The organism is Nocardioides kongjuensis, from assembly GCF_013409625.1.
Classification (GTDB): Bacteria; Actinomycetota; Actinomycetes; order Propionibacteriales; family Nocardioidaceae; genus Nocardioides; species Nocardioides kongjuensis.
On the sequence record NZ_JACCBF010000001.1, the window covers coordinates 458,272 to 474,803 of the forward strand.

Here is a 16,532-nt window from a genome sequence, read left to right on the forward strand (position 1 = left end):
TCGAGGAGAGTCATGGGTCGTTTCGACGGGCGAGTGGCCGTCATCACCGGAGCCGCACGAGGGATCGGGTTCGGCACCGCCGGCCGCTATGCCGAGGAGGGCGCATCGGTCGCGATCGTCGACCTCGACGAGGCCGCTGCCGCCGAGGCCGCGGCCAAGCTGCCCCTGGCCGAGGGCGCCACGGCGATCGGCGTGGGCGCGAACGTCTCCGACGCCGCGTCGGTCGACGCCGCGATCGAGCGGGTCGTCGCCGAGCTCGGCGGGATCCACATCCTGGTCAACAACGCGGGCATCACCCGCGACAACCTGCTGTTCAAGATGACCGAGGACGACTGGGACCTGGTCATGGGCGTGCACCTCAAGGGTGCGTTCTTGATGACCAAGGCCGCGCAGAAGCACTTCGTGGAGCAGAAGTACGGCAAGGTCGTGAACATCTCCTCGATCTCCGCGCTGGGCAACCGGGGCCAGGCCAACTACTCGGCGGCCAAGATGGGCATCCAGGGCTTCACCCGGACCCTGGGCATCGAGCTGGGCCCGTTCGGGATCAACGTCAACGCGGTGGCGCCCGGGTTCATCGCGACCGAGATGACCGACGCCACCGCGGCCCGGCTCAAGCTCGACGTCGACGAGTTCCGCCGCCTCAACGCCGAGGCGGTGCCGGTGAGGCGGGTCGGCCAGCCGGCCGACATCGCGGCGGCGGTGACCTTCCTGTCCAGCGACGAGGCGTCCTACATCACCGGCCAGACGCTCTACGTGGACGGTGGCGCAAGTGTCGGCTGAGCGGGCGCTGGTCGCCGAGACGGAGGAGTTCGTCCGCCGTGAGGTGCTGCCGATCGAGGACGAGCACGACGGCGACGTGGAGGCGGCCGGTGGCGAGGACCTGCGCCGCGAGCTGCAGGCGAAGGCCGCCGCGGCGGGGCTGCTCTCGCCCCACGGGCCGGTCGACTGCGGCGGCCTCGGGCTGGGGATGGTGGATCGGGCCCCGGTCTTCGAGGCGGCCGGGCGTGGGCTGTTCGGCCCGATGGCACTGAACATCAACGCCCCCGACGAGGGCAACATCCACCTGCTCGACCACGTCGCGACCCCCTCGCAGCGGGACCGGTTCCTGCGGCCCCTCGTCGCGGGCACGGTGCGCTCGGCGTTCGCGATGACCGAGCCGGCGCCCGGCGCCGGGGCGGACCCCTCGATGCTGACGACCCGCGCCACGAGGGTCGACGGGGGCTGGGTCGTCAACGGCCACAAGTGGTTCATCACCGGCGCCGACGGCGCGGGCTTCTTCATCGTGATGGCCCGCACGAGCGGCGAGCCGGGAGCCGCCGGCGGCGCGACCATGCTGCTCGCTCCGGCCGACACACCCGGGGTCGAGGTGGTGCGACACATCGGGACCGTGGACCGCTCGATGCTCGGCGGTCACTGCGAGATGCGGTTCACCGACGTCTTCGTGCCCGACGAGGACGTGCTCGGCGGCGTCGACGAGGGCTTCCGCTACGCCCAGGTGCGCCTGGGGCCGGCCCGGATGACCCACGTGATGCGCTGGTCCGGTGCGGCTCGCCGTGCCCACGAGGTCGCGGTGGGCCACGTCGCCGGACGCGAGGCGTTCGGCGGCCGGCTCGCCGACCTCGGCATGATGCAGCAGCTGATCGCCGACAACGAGATCGACCTCGCCGCGACCCGCGCGCTGCTGCTGGCGGCCTGTCGTGAGCTCGACGACGGGGGTCGGGCCTCCGAGGCCACCTCGATCGCGAAGACCTTCGCCGCCGAGGCGCTGCACCGGGTCGTGGACCGGGCGACGCAGATGTGCGGCGGGCTGGGGGTCTCCCGTGACCTGCCGGTGGCGCGGATCGCCCGCGAGATCCGTCCCTTCCGCATCTACGACGGTCCTTCCGAGGTGCACCGCTGGTCGATCGCCAAGCGCGCCGTGCGTCGCATCGCCGGTGGTGGGCGATGAGCGAGCTGACCGCTGCCGAGCTGGCCGCCGTCGCCGACCGCCTCGACCTCGCCGGCGTCAGCACGGCCGGCCCGTTGACCTCGGACCTGATCGCCGGTGGCCGGTCGAACCTGACCTACGCGATCACCGACGGCCGCACCCGGTGGGTGCTGCGCACCCCACCCCGCGCCGGCCGGACCGCGTCGGCCCACGACGTGGCCCGCGAGCACCGGGTCACCGCAGCGCTGATGTCCTCCGGCGTCCCGGTCGCCGACGCGGTGCTGCTCTGCGAGGACGAGGCCGTGCTCGGCGTGCCATTCACGGTCAGTGGCTTCGTCGACGGCGTCGCGATCCGGACCCAGGCCGACCTGGCGTCGTACGACGACGACCGGCTCGCCACCGTGGTCGACAGCCTGCTGGAGACCCTGGCCGCGCTGCACGGCGTCGACCACGTCGCTGCGGGCCTGGAGACCTTCGGCCGGCCCGACGGCTACGCCGCTCGCCAGCTGCGACGATGGTCGGGACAGTGGGACACCGTCGGTGAGGAGCGCCTCGACGGCCTGGCCCGCGAGGTCGTCGCCCGGCTGACCGCGGCCCTGCCCGAGCAGCGCGCCACCGCGGTCGTGCACGGCGACTACCGCGTCGACAACACCCTCCTGGCGCCGCCCGGCACGGCTCGGGCCGACCGCGTCGCCGCCGTCGTCGACTGGGAGCTGTCCACCATCGGTGACCCCGTCGCCGACGTCGCGATGATGTGCGCCTACCGCCACCCGCCGTTCGACCTCGTCGTCGGCGCTCCCAGTGCGTGGACCAGCCCCCGCCTGCCCTCGGTCGACGACCTCGCCACCGGCTACGAGCGGGTCGGCGGCGTCGCCCTCGAGCACTGGGACTTCCACCGGGCCCTCGCCTGCTTCAAGGTCGCGGTCATCTCAGCCGGCATCGACCACCGGCGGCTGGCTGGCTCGGGTTCGGGCACCGGCTTCGACACGGCCGGCGAGGCGGTCGAGCCCTATCTCGAACAGGCAGCCCGGCTCGTTCGGTGAGGGGTGACGCGGTCAGGTCCCGTGCGCAGAGGCGGTGACTGTCACCGGGGCGTCGGTGTCGCACGGCTGGGCCGCGCATCGCGACCCGGATGTTGTCGGTGATGCGGGCCGCCAGCAGGTCGGTGAGGACCGGGTCGCCGTCCAGCTCCGGGATCTCCGCCAGCATCCGCTCGACGAGGTGACCGGCGAGCCCGTTCATCTCGCCGGTCAGCGCACCGCCTGCTCGTCCGCGTCGAGGTCCGGGGTCCGTTCGGCGCCGGTACGACGGGCGCGGACCACGCCGAGGGCGGCGACCACCGGGAGCGGCGCCAGCAGGGCCCAGTTCACCCAGTCGGTGCGTCCGGTCAGCAGGTCGAGGTTGGACAGCATGAGGCAGCCGCCCGCGACGAGTCCGGCCAGGCCGAGCAGCGGCGCGACCACGACGCGCAGCGCGCTGTGACCGCGTCGGTCGCGCAGGAAGAACCGGACGATGCTCACCATGCACACGGCCTGGAGCGCGACGACGCCGATGATTCCCGCACCGTTGGTCCACAGCAGGAGCTCGAGATAGGGGTCGCCCTGCAGGACGAGGGTCAGGACGACGAGCGTCAGGGAGGCGAGGGTGGTCACCATGCTGGCGTTGGCGGGGGAGCGGAAGCGCGGGTGGGTCCGCCCGAGGCGGGCCGGGAGCATCCCGTCGCGGCCGAGCGCGAACAGGTACCGCGACGTGGCGTTGTGGAAGGCGACGGTGGCGGCCAGGATGCTGGTCACGATCAGCGCCTCCATGGTGTGCTGCGCCCACGGGCCGAGGTAGGAGTCGGCGAGCATGAAGTACAGCCCCTGGAAGGCGTCGGACAGCGCGTACTCCTCGAGGCCGGGCACGCCGAGCGCGGCGACGGCGATCCACGCGATGAAGCCGTAGAAGAGCGCGAGGAAGCCGACGGCGGCGTACGTCGCGCGGGGCACCGTGCGCTCGGGGTCGCGGGCCTCCTCGGCGTAGATCGCGGTGCCCTCGAAGCCGATGAACGCACCCAAGGCCAGCACGAACATGGCGCCGCTGGAGCCGTTGAAGACGTGGCTCGGCTCGAACGGCACGGCCGCCTGGTCGGGTGCCCCGTCGGTCACCAGCACCGCCACGGCGAGCACGACCAGGATGAGCACCTCGAGTGACATGAGGACGGCGAGCACCCGGGCCCCGATGTCGATCTGGCGGTAGCCCAGGAACGCCACGACGACAACGCCGGCCAGTGCCCACACCGACCAGTGGGCGTGCAGGCCGAGCAGGTCGTCGGAGGTGGTCGTGGCGTAGAAGCCGAGGAAGCCGTAGAAGCCCGCGCAGATCAGGCCGTAGGACAGCAGCGCCACCAAGGCCGCCGCGCCTCCGGCGCGCGGGCCGAGACCCCGGCCGATGAACGCGTAGAAGGCGCCGGCGTTGCGCACGTGCTGGGCGAAGGCGGTGAACCCGGCCGCGCACAGCACGTAGACGACGCCGCTGAACACGTAGGCGCCCGGCGTGCCGATTCCGCCGAGGCGGAAGGCGAGGGGAGCGGCGCCCGCCATCACGGCCAGCGGAGCCGCAGCGGCGACGACGAAGAAGAAGATGTCGAAGGCGCCCAGCTTGCCGGAGGCGAGGCCGGTCCGGTCCTCCGGCGTGCTCACCGAGCCGCTCCGTCCGTGACGCCCGCGATCGTGGGCCACCACGAGGGATCCGTCCACAGTCCGAGCTCCTGCTCCAGCGCGGCCCCGACGCCGAAGACGGTCGCGTCGTCGTAGGTCCGGCCCACGATCTGGACGCCCGTGGGTACGCCGTTGGGCGCGATCCCCGACGGCACGGCGAGCACGGGGACCCGCCCGATCACGTTGAACGGCAGCGTCATCAGCTTGTCGAACACCGCTCGGGTGTCGGTGCCGGGCTCGTCGGCGGCGAAGCCGGTGGTCGCGATGGTGGGGCACAGGAGGACGTCGTGGTCGGTCATCAGCTCCGCGAAGGGCCGGTAGAAGGCCGACTCGGCGACCAGCCCCTGGACGTGGTCGCCCGCACTCGACGCGGCCGCGGCGAAGGCCCGGGTGTAGGGCATCAGCTGGTCGGCGCGCGTCGGGTCGCCGTGCAGCACCTCCTCGATGAACGGGCCCATGATCGCCCCGAAGTGCGGCCACGCGGTGTCCAGGACCCGTTGCGGTCCCCACGGCAGGTCGACCTGCTCGACGACGGCACCCGCGTCCTTGAGCGCCGCGGCAACGGCGCGGGTGTTGGCCTCGACGGCCGGGTCGACGTCGTACCCGCCGAGGTCCGGGCACAGCGCGACCCGGACCCCCTCGAGACTGCGGACGACGCCCGCGACGTGGGCGCTGTCGCGCAGTGATGCGGCGTCTCCGACCCACGGCCCGGAGATCACGTCCTGGAGGAGGGCGACGTCGGCGACGCTGCGCCCCATCGGACCGTCGGCGCAGTAGGTGTCGGAGTTGAAGGGGGCCAGGCCGGGCACACGGCCGAAGGGCGGCTTGAAGCCGACCACGCCGCAGAAGGAGGAGGGGATCCGGATCGAGCCGCCGATGTCGGACCCGGTGGCCAGCACGGTCGACCCCGCCGCGAGCACCGCGCCCGCGCCGCCGGAGGACCCGCCCGGCGCCAGGTCGGTGTTCCACGGGTTTCGGGTGACGCCCCACAGCTTCGTGTGGGTGACCGGCGCGCAGCAGTACTCCGGTGTCGTCGTCCGGCCGTGGACCACGGCGCCGGCGTCGATGATCCGGTCCACGATCGGGTGGGTCTCGGTGGCGACGTGGCCCTGCTCGAGGAGGCAGCCCTCCTCCTGCAGGTGTCCGGTGATGGGCTGCTCCTCCTTGAGCATCAGTGGGATGCCCTCCAGGGGCCGCAGCGGCTCGCCGGCGGCGATCCGCTCCTGGGAGACGACGGCGGCCGCACGAGCCTCGTCGAGCCACTGCTCGGTGACGGCGTTGATGACCGGCTCGGTGACCGCGGTCCGCGCGATCACCGCCTCGAGCAGGTCGATGGGAGAGAGCTCGCGGCGCCGGAACATCTCGGCTGCCCGCGTCGCGGTGATTCGGAACAGGTCCACGGTGGCCTCCACGAAGTCCGTACACCGTACGGTCCGTACGGTGTACGGACGATAACGTGGCGCCATGACGGCACGTCAAGAGGTCGACCGGGAAAAGTCCGAGGGGCGGCAGTACGTCAGTCGCGACGACGTCGTCGAGGCTGCCTTCGCGCTCGCCGAGAGCGAAGGGCTCGACGCGCTGACGATGCGCCGGCTCGCCGCCCGTCTCGGCCGGGCGCCGATGAGCCTGTACACGCACGTGAAGAACCGGGAGGACCTGGTCGACGCGATGGTCGAGCGGCTGATCGCCCGCCTCGACCTCGGCGAGCGTCCCGGTGAGACCTGGCAGGAGGCGCTGCGCACCGCTCTCGCCGGCTACCGCGACCTCGCCGTGCGGTCTCCCCGGGTGTTCGAGCTGCTGGCCCTGGCGCCCTACGACTCCTCGCCCGTCAGCCCCCACCTCGCCCGGATGATCGCCCGGCTGGAGCGCGGCGGGCTGGACCCCGACCAGGCGCGCCAGGTCCTCGGCATCGTCGACGCCTATGCGTCCGGCTTCCTGGTGGTCTGGGCGCGCACCCGGTTCGAGGGGACCACTGCTGCCGCGGACGTGCCCTCGAGTGTCGCCGGACTGCGGGACCTGGCGACCTTCGAACCGGGGCTCGAGGCGCTCATCGCGGGCCTCGACGCGACGCTGGTCCGTGTTCCCTAGGCTCGCCACCGTGACCGAGACGACAGGCGCACGGACGACAGGCGGGGTCTCGTACTGGTGGGCCGACCTCGGCCTCCCCGAGCCGCAGGACCCGCTGCCCGGTGATGTCGAGGCCGACGTCGTCATCGTCGGGGCCGGCTACACCGGGCTGTGGACCGCGTACTACCTCGCCGGGCTGCGGCCCGACCTCGACGTGCGCGTCGTCGAGCAGCGGTTCGCCGGGTACGGTGCCTCGGGGCGCAACGGCGGATGGCTGTCGGCGTCGGTGACCGGTGGGCTCGACGGCTACGCGCGCACCCACCCGCGGGCCGACGTCGCCCGCTTCCAGCTGGCCATGAACGACGCGGTCGACGAGGTGATCCGGGTCGCCGAGCAGCACGGCATCGACGCGGAGGTGCGGCGGGGCGGCACCTTGCTGGTCGCCCGCAACGCCGCCCAGGCCGGGCGGGCGCGGCAGGCCGCGGAGACCGCCGAGCGGTGGCCGGAGACCGGTGCCCGGCTGCTGACCGCGGCCGAGGCCGACCGGCGGATCCGGGTCGCCGGGACGCAGGCCGCGATCTGGGAGCCGCACTGCGCGCGGATCAACCCCGCCCGGCTGGCCCATGGCCTCGCGCGGGTCGTGCGGGAGCGTGGGGTGCGGATCCACGAGGGCACGACCGTCCGCTCGATCGCCGCCGGCCAGGTGGAGACCGACCGCGGGACGGTCCGCGCGCGGCACGTGATCCGCGCGACCGAGGGGTTCACGGCCGGGCTCGCCGGCGAGCGCCGCACCTGGGTCCCGATGAACTCCTCGATGATCGTCACCGACCCGCTGCCCGAGGAGACGTGGGCCGGGATCGGCTGGGCGCACCACGACACCCTCGAGGACCTCGCCCACGTCTACTCCTACGCGCAGCGCACGCCGGACGGGAGGATCGCGATCGGCGGGCGCGGCAACCCCTACCGCTTCGGCTCGCGCACCGACCTCGACGGCGACATCCCCGACCGCACCGTCCAGCACCTGCGTGGGGTGCTCTGCTCGTGGTTCCCGCAGCTGGCCGACGTCGGTATCGCCCATGCGTGGAGCGGCGTCCTGGGCGTGCCGCGCAACTGGCGCGCGACGGTCGCCTACGACGCCGCGAGCGGCCGGGGCTGGGCCGGCGGGTACGTCGGAACCGGCGTCACCGCGACCAACCTCGCCGGACGCACCCTCGCCGACCTGGTCGCGGGGGAGCGGACCGACCGCACCACGCTGCCGTGGGTCGACCAGCGGGCCCGGCCGTGGGAGCCGGAGCCGCTGCGCTGGCTCGGCATCCACGGCCTGTACCGCGCGTACGGGCTGGCCGACCGGCTCGAGGCGCGCGGCGGGCGTCGTACGTCGTGGGTCGCGACGCTCGCGAACCGCGTCAGCGGTCGGTAGCGCCTTCCTCGCGCAGCCGCGGCTCGGTGCGCAGCTCGGGCCTGATGCCCTGCTTGTCGGCGTAGAACGCACGCACCAGGTCCATGTCGGCGACCACGTCGCCGGTGGGGTGGAAGCTCGGTCCCATGCCGAGCGTGCGGGTCGGGCCGTCGACGAACCCGAGGGTGACCGGCAGCCCGGTCTGCTCGGCGATCCGGTAGAAGCCGGGCTTCCAGAACTCACCCTTGCTGCGCGTGCCCTCGGGCGCGATGACGAGCTGGAAGGCGTCGTCCTCCTCGGCGGCCTTCAGCAGGGCACGGATGGTGGCGCCCGGGCTGGAGCGGTCGAGCGGGATGCCGCCGGTGCGGCGCAGCACCCAGCCGACCGGGCCGTTGAAGTAGTGCGCGGCGACGAGCACGCGCGGCCGGGCGCCGTTGGCCCACGCGATCGCCAGCATGGCGACCCAGTCCCACTGCGAGGTGTGCGGTGCGCCGACGAGGATCCCCGCCTCGGGGACGTCGCCGACCAGTCGCCACCGGGTAGCCCTGAGGGCCCCACGGGCGATCGAGCGGCGGACCCGCATCCTGTGTGCCATGGCGTGACCGTAGCGCGTGGCCGGCGCGCTGTGACGTCCGCCATGATGGCTGGACCTCAAGCCTGCTCGAGGTTCTAGCGTCCTCACCGTGAACGGACCCCTCGCTGACCGGTTCAAGGCCGGATTCCGTCGCCACGCCGCCGGCGTGGCGCTCGTCGTGGGCGAGACCCCGGACGGGCCGGTGGGCGTCACCGTGTCGAGCCTCTCCTCGGTCAGTGCCGAACCTCCGCTGCTGTCCTTCTCGCTGGCTCGCACGAGCAGCGCGGGGCCACGGCTCGTGGGTTGCGACGCGCTGGCGGTGTTCGTGCTGGCTGCGACCCAGGCGGACCTGGCTGCGGCGTACGCCGACCGGGAGGCCGAGCGCTTCACCCCTGGCCAGGGTTGGGTGCGCGAGGGAGGTCGACTGGTGCTGCCCGACGCGGTGGCGACCTTCCGCGGGCGTCCCGGGCACGTCATCGAGGCCGGTGGGTCGTGGGTGGTGCTGCTCGAGGTCGAGCGGGTCGACCTCGGGGCCGCCGCCCCGCCGCTGGTGCACCACGACCGCGCGTACTGGGTGCCCGCCGAGCTGCCCCGCACCCGTGCCCTGCGAGCGGCCGAGGGATAGTCCCACCGCAGCGCGACGGTGGCGCTCAGCGCTCGCCGGGCTCGCGGTACTGCGGGTCGACGTGCAGTCGCTCGTGGCGCGGTCCGGTCGGACCCGACGGCGGTGTGTGGTCGGCCGGGTGGGCGGGCTGGTCGAACCGGTCGGTGTCGTGGGCGACCTGCTCGTTGCGCCGGCGGTCGGCGACGAAGGCCCAGATCATGCCTCCGACGATGAATGCGGCCACGACGACGCCCACGATGAGCCAGGCAGGGGAGATGTCCATGGCGGGGCGGTACCCCCGTGCGCCGGGCGCAGTCCCGACACGCCTCCGCCGAGTCTTGACTCGTTCAAGAAAAGTGGCATGCTGGGTCCCATGACGGCGCCCGACTTCCAGCAGCAGCTGCGGGACGTCGAGCTCCGGGTCACGCGACCCCGGCTCGCGGTCCTCGAGGCGGTGCACGCGCACCCCCACGCGGACACCGAGTCCATCATCTCCGCGGCGCGTGCACTGCTGCCGGAGGTCTCCCACCAGGCGGTGTACGACTCGCTGCACACGCTGACCCACGCGGGGCTGGTGCGCAGCATCAAGCCCGCCGGGTCCGTCGCGCGCTACGAGACCCGCACCGGGGACAACCACCACCACGTCGTGTGCCGGACCTGCGGGTCCATCGCCGACGTGGACTGCGCGGTCGGCCACGTGCCGTGCCTGACCGCGTCCGACTCCCACGGCTTCGTCATCGACGAGGCCGAGGTCATCTATTGGGGCCTGTGCCCCGAGTGTTCATCCCGCCCCCAGTAGGTCCTGAAAGGATCCTGATGTCTGACAGCACCCAGCACACCGAGCCCCTCGTCACCGAGGAGCCGCAGGACGCGCAGCAGGCGGCCGGCAAGTGCCCGGTCATGCACGGTCTGACCCACCCCACGCAGGGGTCGCCGAACCACCAGTGGTGGCCGAACAAGCTGAACCTCAAGATCCTCGCGAAGAACCCGACCGTCGCCGACCCGTTCCACGGTGAGTTCGACTACAAGGCGGCCTTCCTCGCCCTCGACCTCGACGCGGTCAAGGCAGACATCAAGGCGACGCTGACCGACTCCAAGGAGTTCTGGCCGGCGGACTTCGGCCACTACGGTCCGCTCTACGTCCGGATGGCCTGGCACTCGGCCGGCACCTACCGCGCCCAGGACGGCCGCGGCGGTGGCGGCACGGGTCAGCAGCGCTTCGCGCCGACGAACTCCTGGCCGGACAACGGCAACCTCGACAAGGCCCGCCGCCTGCTGTGGCCGGTCAAGAAGAAGTACGGCCGTTCGCTGTCCTGGGGTGACCTGATGATCCTTGCCGGCAACGTCGGCCTCGAGGACATGGGCTTCCCGACCTTCGGCTTCGGTGGCGGTCGCCCCGACGTGTGGGAGGCCGACGACGACATCTACTGGGGTCCCGAGTCGGAGTGGCTCGACGACCAGCGCTACACCGGTGAGCGCGACCTCGAGGACCCGCTCGCGGCGGTCCAGATGGGCCTCATCTACGTCAACCCCGAGGGTCCCAACGGTCACCCCGACCCGCTGGCCTCCGCGGTCGACATCAAGGACACCTTCACCCGGATGGGCATGACCAACGAGGAGACCGTCGCGCTCATCGCCGGCGGCCACACCTTCGGCAAGACCCACGGCGCCGGTGACGCCGCGCTCGTCGGTCCCGAGCCGGAGGCGGCCCCGATCGAGGAGCAGGGCCTGGGCTGGAAGTCCTCCTTCCAGTCCGGCAAGGGCATCGACGCCATCACCTCGGGCCTCGAGGTCACCTGGACCTACCACCCGACCCGCTGGGACAACGAGTTCTTCCACATCCTGTTCGCCTACGAGTGGGAGCTCTTCCAGTCGCCGGCCGGCGCCAACCAGTGGCGTCCGGTCAACGACGGCGGCGCCGACCTCGTGCCCGAGTCCTTCGGTGACGGCAAGCGCGAGCCCCGCATGCTCACCTCCGACATCGCGCTGCGCGAGGACCCGGAGTTCCGCGAGATCTCGCTGCGGTTCAAGGAGGACCAGGCCGCGTTCACCGACGCGTTCGCCCGCGCCTGGTTCAAGCTGACCCACCGCGACATGGGCCCCAAGGCGCGCTACCTCGGTGCCGAGGTCCCGGCCGAGGACTTCATCTGGCAGGACCCGATCCCGGCCGGTACGCCGCTCACCGACGCGCAGGTCGCCGACCTCAAGCAGGCCATCGCCCGCGCCGGTCTCTCGGTCTCGCAGCTGGTCTCGACGGCCTGGGCCTCCGCGTCGACGTACCGCAGCTCCGACAAGCGCGGCGGCGCCAACGGTGCTCGCATCGCCCTCGAGCCGCAGAAGTCGTGGGCGATCAACCGTCCGGCCGAGCTGGCCACGGTGCTCGCGAAGCTCCAGGAGATCGCCACGGCCCAGGGCGCGTCCCTCGCCGACACGATCGTGGTCGCGGGCTCCGTCGGTGTCGAGCAGGCGGCGAAGGCGGCCGGCTTCGACGTGACCGTCACGACCACCACTGGTCGCGGCGACGCCACCCAGGAGCAGACCGACATCGACCTGGTGGGCTACCTCGAGCCCAAGGCCGACGGCTTCCGCAACTTCCTCGCGAAGTCGAGCAAGTTCCCGGCCGAGTTCACGCTGGTCGACCGCGCCAACCTCCTCGGCGTCAGCGCCCCGGAGCTCACCGCCCTCATCGGCGGCCTCCGCGTGCTCGGCACCAACTGGGACGGCTCGGACCTCGGCGTGTTCACCGACACCCCGGGCGTGCTGACGAACGACTTCTTCGTCAACCTGCTCGAGCTCGGCACCACCTGGACGGCGACGGACGCCTCGCAGGAGGTCTTCTCGGGCACCACCGCGGACGGCCGGACCTGGACCGGCACCCGCAACGACCTGGTGTTCGGCTCCAACTCCGAGCTGCGCGCCCTGGCCGAGGTCTACGCCAGTGACGACGCGAAGGAGAAGTTCGTCAACGACTTCGTCGCTGCCTGGGCCAAGGTCATGGACGCCGACCGCTGGGACCTGCGCTGATCGCGTGACCCGCTGACGCACTGAGCGGAGGCCGCCCCACCCGGGGCGGCCTCCGTTCGTTCTTCCGGCCCTACGGCAGGATGTGAGCCATGACCGACGCTCCGGACAACAGCGGCATCGCCTACGTCCACGCCCCCGAGAAGCACCGCTACGAGATCCGCGACGGCGAGACCCTCGCCGGGTTCACGCAGTACCGACTGCCCGACGACGTCCACGTCGACTTCGTCCACACCGAGGTCGACGACGCGTACGGCGGCCGCGGGCTCGCCGGTGAGCTGGTCGCTGCCGCGCTGGCCGACGTCCGCGAGCAGGGCAAGCGGATCATCGCGCACTGCCCCTACGTCGCCCGGTGGCTGACCAGGCACCCGGAGTACGACGACATCACCGACCCCGCGCTGTGAGCGCCACCCCGCGCCGGCACGTCTTCCTCGACAAGGCGCGGCCGGAGGCCTACAAGGCGGCGCTGGCGCTGTCCGAGCAGGCCGGCGCGGCCGCCGAGGCCGCCGGTCTCGACCGGCGGTTCGTCGAGCTGATCAACCTCCGCGTCTCGCAGATCAACGGCTGTGCCTACTGCCTGGACCTCCACCACCGCAACGCGATCGAGGCGGGGGAGTCGGAGCGGCGGATCGCCGTGCTGGATGCGTGGTCGGAGACCGGGCTGTTCGACGAGCGGGAGCGGGTGGCGCTCGCCCTGGCCGAGTCGATCACGCGGCTGCCCGAGCCCGAGGAGCGCCTCTACGCCGAGGACATGGCGCGCGCGGTGCTGGGTGACGAGGCCTACAGCGCGGTCGCGTGGGTCGCGATCACGATGAACGCCTTCAACCGGATCTCGATCACCAGCCACCACCCGGTGCGGTAGCGCGAGCCGTTCACCTCGCGCACGCCTCGCGGCCAACTGCTGCTGGTGACCGGTTGACGCGGGCTCCCTAGCCTCCGGGCGATCGCGCCGAACAGCGGCGCGGAGGAAAGGGACATCCCGAGCATGCGATCTCGCATCAAGACGACCGCACTGGCCGCGGTGCTGCTGGCCGGAACCGCCGGTGTCGGCGCGGGCCTGGCCAACCAGGCCACCGCCGCCGAGCCCGCCGCGGGCAAGGCGAAGAACGTGATCTACCTGCTGGGCGACGGCATGGGCCGCACCCACGTGACGGCGGGCCGCGAGCGCTTCTACGGCGCCGACGGCAAGCTGAACATGGAGACGATGCCGGTCGTGGGCCAGGTGTCGACGTACGCCGTCGAGAAGAACTCCGGCCAGCCCGGTGCCGCCGACTTCCACCCCAACCTGGTCACCGACTCCGCCTCGGCCGCCACCGCGTGGTCCTCCGGCGTCAAGACCTACAACGCCGCGCTCGGCATCGACGGCAAGGGCAACCTCGCGCCGACGGTCATGGAGCAGGCCCACGCCGCCGGCCTGGCGACCGGCAACGTGTCGACCGCCGAGATCACCGACGCGACCCCCGCAGGCCAGATGTCGCACGCGCTCGCGCGCGGCTGCCAGGGCCCGACGTACTCGGCCGCCAGCTGCCAGGACAACGCGATCACCGGCACCGACCTGCCGACCAGCGACGTCCGGGTGACCCCGATCGCCGACCAGATCGCGCGCAACCAGACCGCCGACGTCATCCTCGGTGGCGGCCTGTCGCGCTTCGACGCCGCCGACGAGAGCGCGCTCGAGGCGAACGGCTACAACGTGCTCGGCTCGCCGGCCACCCAGACCGTCGCGACCGAGACGGACCTCAACGGGGCGAGCGGCCAGAAGGTCTTCGGCCTGTTCAACAAGGGCAACATGACGATCGAGAAGTCCAAGCAGGACAACCCGGCGTCGCCCGAGGCTCTCGAGCCGACCGTCGCCGAGATGACCAGCAAGGCGATCGACCTGCTCAAGGCCAAGAGCGCCGGCAACGGCGGCAAGGGCTTCTACCTCCAGGTCGAGGGCGCGCTCATCGACAAGCGCTCGCACGCCAACGACGCCGCGCAGACGCTCGAGGAGATCAAGGCGTTCGACGACGCGGTCAAGGTCGCGCTCGACTTCGCCAAGGCCGACGGCCACACCCTCGTGATCGTCACCGCCGACCACGAGTGCGCCGGCTTCAACATCATCGAGAAGGGCACCTTCACCAACGCCGAGGCCGACGTCCCCCCGGTCAACAAGGACTCGGGCAACCCCGCCAACAGCTCGACCCCGCTGCGCACGGCCAACCAGGCCAGGGCAGCCGGTCGTGAGGCGTTCGCCCCGGCGACCTTCCGCACCAAGGACGACCCGGCGTCGGTCCACGACGGCGACGCCTCGGCCAGCCTGTGGCTGACCTACCTGTCGGGCAACCACACCGGCGCGGACGTCCCGATCTTCGCCTACGGTCCCGGCTCGTCCGCGATCAGCGCCGAGATCGACAACACCGACCTGTTCGGCATCGTCCGCAGCGCGCTGAGCCTCGACGGCTCGGGCAGTGCGGTGAAGACCGCGTCGACCACCACGCTCCAGGCGCCCAAGACGGCCAAGGCGGGCAAGAAGGTGACCATCAGCGTCGCCGTCACGCCGGCCGCCGCGACCGGCTCGGTGAAGATCCTCGACAAGGGCAAGGTGGTCAGGACGGTCGCCGTCTCGGGCACCGCCGTCAAGGTCAAGGTCAAGCTCAAGAAGGGCAAGCACAAGCTGACGGCGCAGTACGCCGGCAGCACCTCGTACGACCCGTCGACGTCGCCGACCGTGAAGGTCCACGTGCGCTGACATGAGGTTCCGTATCACTGCCGTCTCGGTCGCCGCCGCACTCGCCCTCGCGGGTTGCGGCGGCGCCGGGAACGGCGGCTCCGCCGCCTCCTCGACCCCGTCGACCACCCCGAGCCCGGTGATGGTCACGTCCTTCCCCGACCTCCCGGCCGCGACCGGGGAGCCGGACCTGCCGGGCATCGCCACGGCGGCGCCCGCCTCGGCCGACACCGTGGGCCACATCCCCGGGCCGTTCGACGACCGCTTCCGGCTCGGCGAGGTGAGCTTCGACGGCCAGCGCGTCGTCGGCGCGCTCGAGGTCACCAGCGACGTCTCCGACCTCCTCGAGCTGCAGGTGCTCGCCGGGTTCTACGACGCCTCGGGCACCCTGATCGGCCGCGGCCGGTTCACCCACCACCTCGACGAGGAGACCCACCACGACGACGGCCCCCCGTCCGAGCACGAGTCGTTCACGATCGCCGTACCGATGAGGCTGCGCGGTCAGGCCGTCTCGGCCGCCGTCGGCGTGCCGGTCCTCGTCAACGAGTAGCCGGCCGAGCGCCGACCCGGCACGAAGTGGCTCCTCAAACGCGCTGACCCGGCAGAAAGTCGCACGACAAGAGCCAGTTTCTGCCGGGTCGGCGCAATTCCCGGGCCAGTTCCTGCCGGGTCGGCGGGAGCCGGGGGTCAGGTGATGGTCATCCCGCCGTCGACGGCGAGGGTCTGGCCGGTGACGTAGCCGGCGGCGTCCGAGGCGAGGAAGACCACGGTGGCGGCCAGCTCGCGCGGGTCGCCCTTGCGGCCGGCGGGGATCCGGGCCTGCTGGGCCTCGAGGTAGCCCGGGGGGTAGCTGTCGGTCATCTCCGAGACGAAGAAGCCGGGGGCGATCGCGTTGACCCGGATGCCCTTGCGGCCGGTCCACTGCTGCGCCAGGTCACGGGTCAGGCCGATGACGCCCGCCTTGGAGGCGGCGTACGCAGCCTGGGGGAGGCCGGCGGTGGTGATGCCGAGCACCGAGGAGATGTTGACGATGCTCGAGCCCGGCTGCATCACGCGGCCGCAGGCCTGGGCCATCCAGTAGCTGCCGTTGAGGTTGATGTCGATGACCTGGGTGAACTGCTCGGGCGTCTCCCGCGTGGCCGGTACGGCGGTCCCGACGCCGGCGTTGTTGACCAGGATGTCGACCCGCCCGAACTCCGCCATGGTCGCGTCGACGAGGGCCTGGCAGGAGGCGGGGTCGGCGACGTCGGTGGCGACGCTGAGCGCTCGGCGCCCCGCGGCCTCGACGAGCGCGGCGGTGTCGGCGAGCCGGTCGACGCGGCGCGCGCCCAGCGCGACGTCGGCGCCGGCCTCGGCCAGCGCCTTGGCGAAGTCGACACCCAGCCCGGAGCTGGCGCCGGTGACGACGGCGACCTTGCCGTCGAGGCGGAAGAGATCGGTGACGGTCATGCCCCGACGGTAGCGGCCCCGCCTGCGGCACGACCGCGGGCGGCAACTAAGGTTCACCTAACTCTCCTGACCCCGAAGTGGA

At 72.2% G+C, this 16,532-nt stretch carries 17 protein-coding genes; 12 read left to right on the forward strand and 5 right to left on the reverse strand.

Translation table 11 applies throughout. The annotated features are described in order from the left end of the window. Positions 1–12: 12 nt before the first annotated feature. The 3 genes from BJ958_RS02205 to BJ958_RS02215 are packed head-to-tail and all read left to right on the forward strand — an operon-like array spanning position 13 to position 2,970. A complete protein-coding gene (locus BJ958_RS02205; protein ID WP_179725146.1) occupies positions 13–780 on the forward strand; it encodes an SDR family NAD(P)-dependent oxidoreductase in 768 nt (255 codons plus the stop codon). Further along, positions 770–1,948 (forward strand): acyl-CoA dehydrogenase family protein, encoded by a 1,179-nt coding sequence (locus tag BJ958_RS02210; protein ID WP_273518231.1) that lies wholly within the window; start codon positions 770–772, stop codon positions 1,946–1,948. Before BJ958_RS02205 ends, BJ958_RS02210 begins: the two co-directional genes overlap by 11 nt. Further along, a complete protein-coding gene (locus tag BJ958_RS02215) occupies positions 1,945–2,970 on the forward strand; it encodes a phosphotransferase family protein (RefSeq protein WP_179725150.1) in 1,026 nt (341 codons plus the stop codon). Before BJ958_RS02210 ends, BJ958_RS02215 begins: the two co-directional genes overlap by 4 nt. A 207-nt stretch (positions 2,971–3,177) precedes the next feature. On the opposite strand, the gene BJ958_RS02220 is transcribed toward BJ958_RS02215, so the two are convergent. Together BJ958_RS02220 and BJ958_RS02225 are read right to left on the reverse strand one after the other, a co-directional pair. Further along, complete coding sequence (locus tag BJ958_RS02220; RefSeq protein WP_179725152.1) at positions 3,178–4,608, reverse strand: amino acid permease; 1,431 nt, start codon at positions 4,606–4,608, stop codon at positions 3,178–3,180. Continuing rightward, complete coding sequence (locus tag BJ958_RS02225) at positions 4,605–6,026, reverse strand: amidase family protein (RefSeq protein WP_218865559.1); 1,422 nt, start codon at positions 6,024–6,026, stop codon at positions 4,605–4,607. Before BJ958_RS02225 ends, BJ958_RS02220 begins: the two co-directional genes overlap by 4 nt. A 64-nt stretch (positions 6,027–6,090) precedes the next feature. Between BJ958_RS02225 and BJ958_RS27530 the strand changes: the two genes are divergently transcribed. Then, positions 6,091–6,714, forward strand: a complete 624-nt coding sequence (locus BJ958_RS27530; RefSeq protein WP_246318995.1) for a TetR/AcrR family transcriptional regulator — start codon at positions 6,091–6,093, stop codon at positions 6,712–6,714. 10 nt (positions 6,715–6,724) lie between these two features. Next, on the forward strand, positions 6,725–8,113 hold the full coding sequence (locus BJ958_RS02230; protein ID WP_343052532.1) for an NAD(P)/FAD-dependent oxidoreductase: 1,389 nt from the start codon (positions 6,725–6,727) through the stop codon (positions 8,111–8,113). Here BJ958_RS02230 and BJ958_RS02235 read toward each other — a convergent pair. Next, on the reverse strand, positions 8,100–8,687 hold the full coding sequence (locus BJ958_RS02235) for a 1-acyl-sn-glycerol-3-phosphate acyltransferase (protein ID WP_218865561.1): 588 nt from the start codon (positions 8,685–8,687) through the stop codon (positions 8,100–8,102). The genes BJ958_RS02230 and BJ958_RS02235 overlap by 14 nt on opposite strands. An 88-nt stretch (positions 8,688–8,775) precedes the next feature. Here BJ958_RS02235 and BJ958_RS02240 point away from each other — a divergent pair, with 88 nt between their 5' ends. Then, positions 8,776–9,291, forward strand: coding sequence for a flavin reductase (locus tag BJ958_RS02240; RefSeq protein ID WP_179725156.1), 516 nt, complete (start codon positions 8,776–8,778; stop codon positions 9,289–9,291). A gap of 25 nt (positions 9,292–9,316) precedes the next feature. On the opposite strand, the gene BJ958_RS02245 is transcribed toward BJ958_RS02240, so the two are convergent. After that, positions 9,317–9,553, reverse strand: a complete 237-nt coding sequence (locus BJ958_RS02245; RefSeq protein WP_179725158.1) for a hypothetical protein — start codon at positions 9,551–9,553, stop codon at positions 9,317–9,319. A 90-nt stretch (positions 9,554–9,643) separates the two neighbouring features. Between BJ958_RS02245 and BJ958_RS02250 the strand changes: the two genes are divergently transcribed. The 6 genes from BJ958_RS02250 (at position 9,644) to BJ958_RS02275 (ending at position 15,551) form a co-directional block, all read left to right on the forward strand. Then, a complete protein-coding gene (locus tag BJ958_RS02250) occupies positions 9,644–10,069 on the forward strand; it encodes a Fur family transcriptional regulator (RefSeq protein ID WP_179725160.1) in 426 nt (141 codons plus the stop codon). A 17-nt stretch (positions 10,070–10,086) separates the two neighbouring features. Continuing rightward, positions 10,087–12,294, forward strand: coding sequence for a catalase/peroxidase HPI (gene katG, locus BJ958_RS02255; protein ID WP_179725162.1), 2,208 nt, complete (start codon positions 10,087–10,089; stop codon positions 12,292–12,294). An 89-nt stretch (positions 12,295–12,383) separates the two neighbouring features. Next, the gene (locus BJ958_RS02260; protein WP_179725164.1) at positions 12,384–12,695 is read left to right on the forward strand and encodes a GNAT family N-acetyltransferase; all 312 of its coding nucleotides are present in this window, start codon (positions 12,384–12,386) and stop codon (positions 12,693–12,695) included. After that, positions 12,692–13,153, forward strand: a complete 462-nt coding sequence (locus BJ958_RS02265) for a carboxymuconolactone decarboxylase family protein (protein ID WP_179725166.1) — start codon at positions 12,692–12,694, stop codon at positions 13,151–13,153. The genes BJ958_RS02260 and BJ958_RS02265 overlap by 4 nt, the downstream gene beginning before the upstream one ends. A 123-nt stretch (positions 13,154–13,276) precedes the next feature. After that, positions 13,277–15,022 carry an alkaline phosphatase gene (locus BJ958_RS02270; RefSeq protein ID WP_179725168.1) on the forward strand — a complete coding sequence of 582 codons (1,746 nt, stop codon included), beginning with the start codon at positions 13,277–13,279 and terminating at the stop codon, positions 15,020–15,022. A gap of 1 nt (position 15,023) precedes the next feature. Beyond that, positions 15,024–15,551 carry a hypothetical protein gene (locus tag BJ958_RS02275; RefSeq protein WP_179725170.1) on the forward strand — a complete coding sequence of 176 codons (528 nt, stop codon included), beginning with the start codon at positions 15,024–15,026 and terminating at the stop codon, positions 15,549–15,551. Between the two features lie 137 nt (positions 15,552–15,688). On the opposite strand, the gene BJ958_RS02280 is transcribed toward BJ958_RS02275, so the two are convergent. Then, the gene (locus tag BJ958_RS02280) at positions 15,689–16,450 is read right to left on the reverse strand and encodes an SDR family NAD(P)-dependent oxidoreductase (protein ID WP_179725172.1); all 762 of its coding nucleotides are present in this window, start codon (positions 16,448–16,450) and stop codon (positions 15,689–15,691) included. Positions 16,451–16,532 lie beyond the last annotated feature (82 nt).

What these genes read in the sequence shown, in the direction of transcription:
- BJ958_RS02205 (WP_179725146.1), top strand. Translation starts at nt 13, where the DNA reads ATGGGTCGTTTCGACGGGCGAGTGGCCGTCATCACCGGAGCCGCACGA.
- BJ958_RS02215 (WP_179725150.1), top strand. Translation starts at nt 1,945, where the DNA reads ATGAGCGAGCTGACCGCTGCCGAGCTGGCCGCCGTCGCCGACCGCCTC.
- BJ958_RS27530 (WP_246318995.1), top strand. Translation starts at nt 6,091, where the DNA reads ATGACGGCACGTCAAGAGGTCGACCGGGAAAAGTCCGAGGGGCGGCAG.
- BJ958_RS02235 (WP_218865561.1), bottom strand. Translation starts at nt 8,687, where the DNA reads ATGGCACACAGGATGCGGGTCCGCCGCTCGATCGCCCGTGGGGCCCTC.
- BJ958_RS02245 (WP_179725158.1), bottom strand. Translation starts at nt 9,553, where the DNA reads ATGGACATCTCCCCTGCCTGGCTCATCGTGGGCGTCGTCGTGGCCGCA.
- BJ958_RS02250 (WP_179725160.1), top strand. Translation starts at nt 9,644, where the DNA reads ATGACGGCGCCCGACTTCCAGCAGCAGCTGCGGGACGTCGAGCTCCGG.
- katG (WP_179725162.1), top strand. Translation starts at nt 10,087, where the DNA reads ATGTCTGACAGCACCCAGCACACCGAGCCCCTCGTCACCGAGGAGCCG.
- BJ958_RS02260 (WP_179725164.1), top strand. Translation starts at nt 12,384, where the DNA reads ATGACCGACGCTCCGGACAACAGCGGCATCGCCTACGTCCACGCCCCC.
- BJ958_RS02270 (WP_179725168.1), top strand. Translation starts at nt 13,277, where the DNA reads ATGCGATCTCGCATCAAGACGACCGCACTGGCCGCGGTGCTGCTGGCC.
- BJ958_RS02275 (WP_179725170.1), top strand. Translation starts at nt 15,024, where the DNA reads ATGAGGTTCCGTATCACTGCCGTCTCGGTCGCCGCCGCACTCGCCCTC.
- BJ958_RS02280 (WP_179725172.1), bottom strand. Translation starts at nt 16,450, where the DNA reads ATGACCGTCACCGATCTCTTCCGCCTCGACGGCAAGGTCGCCGTCGTC.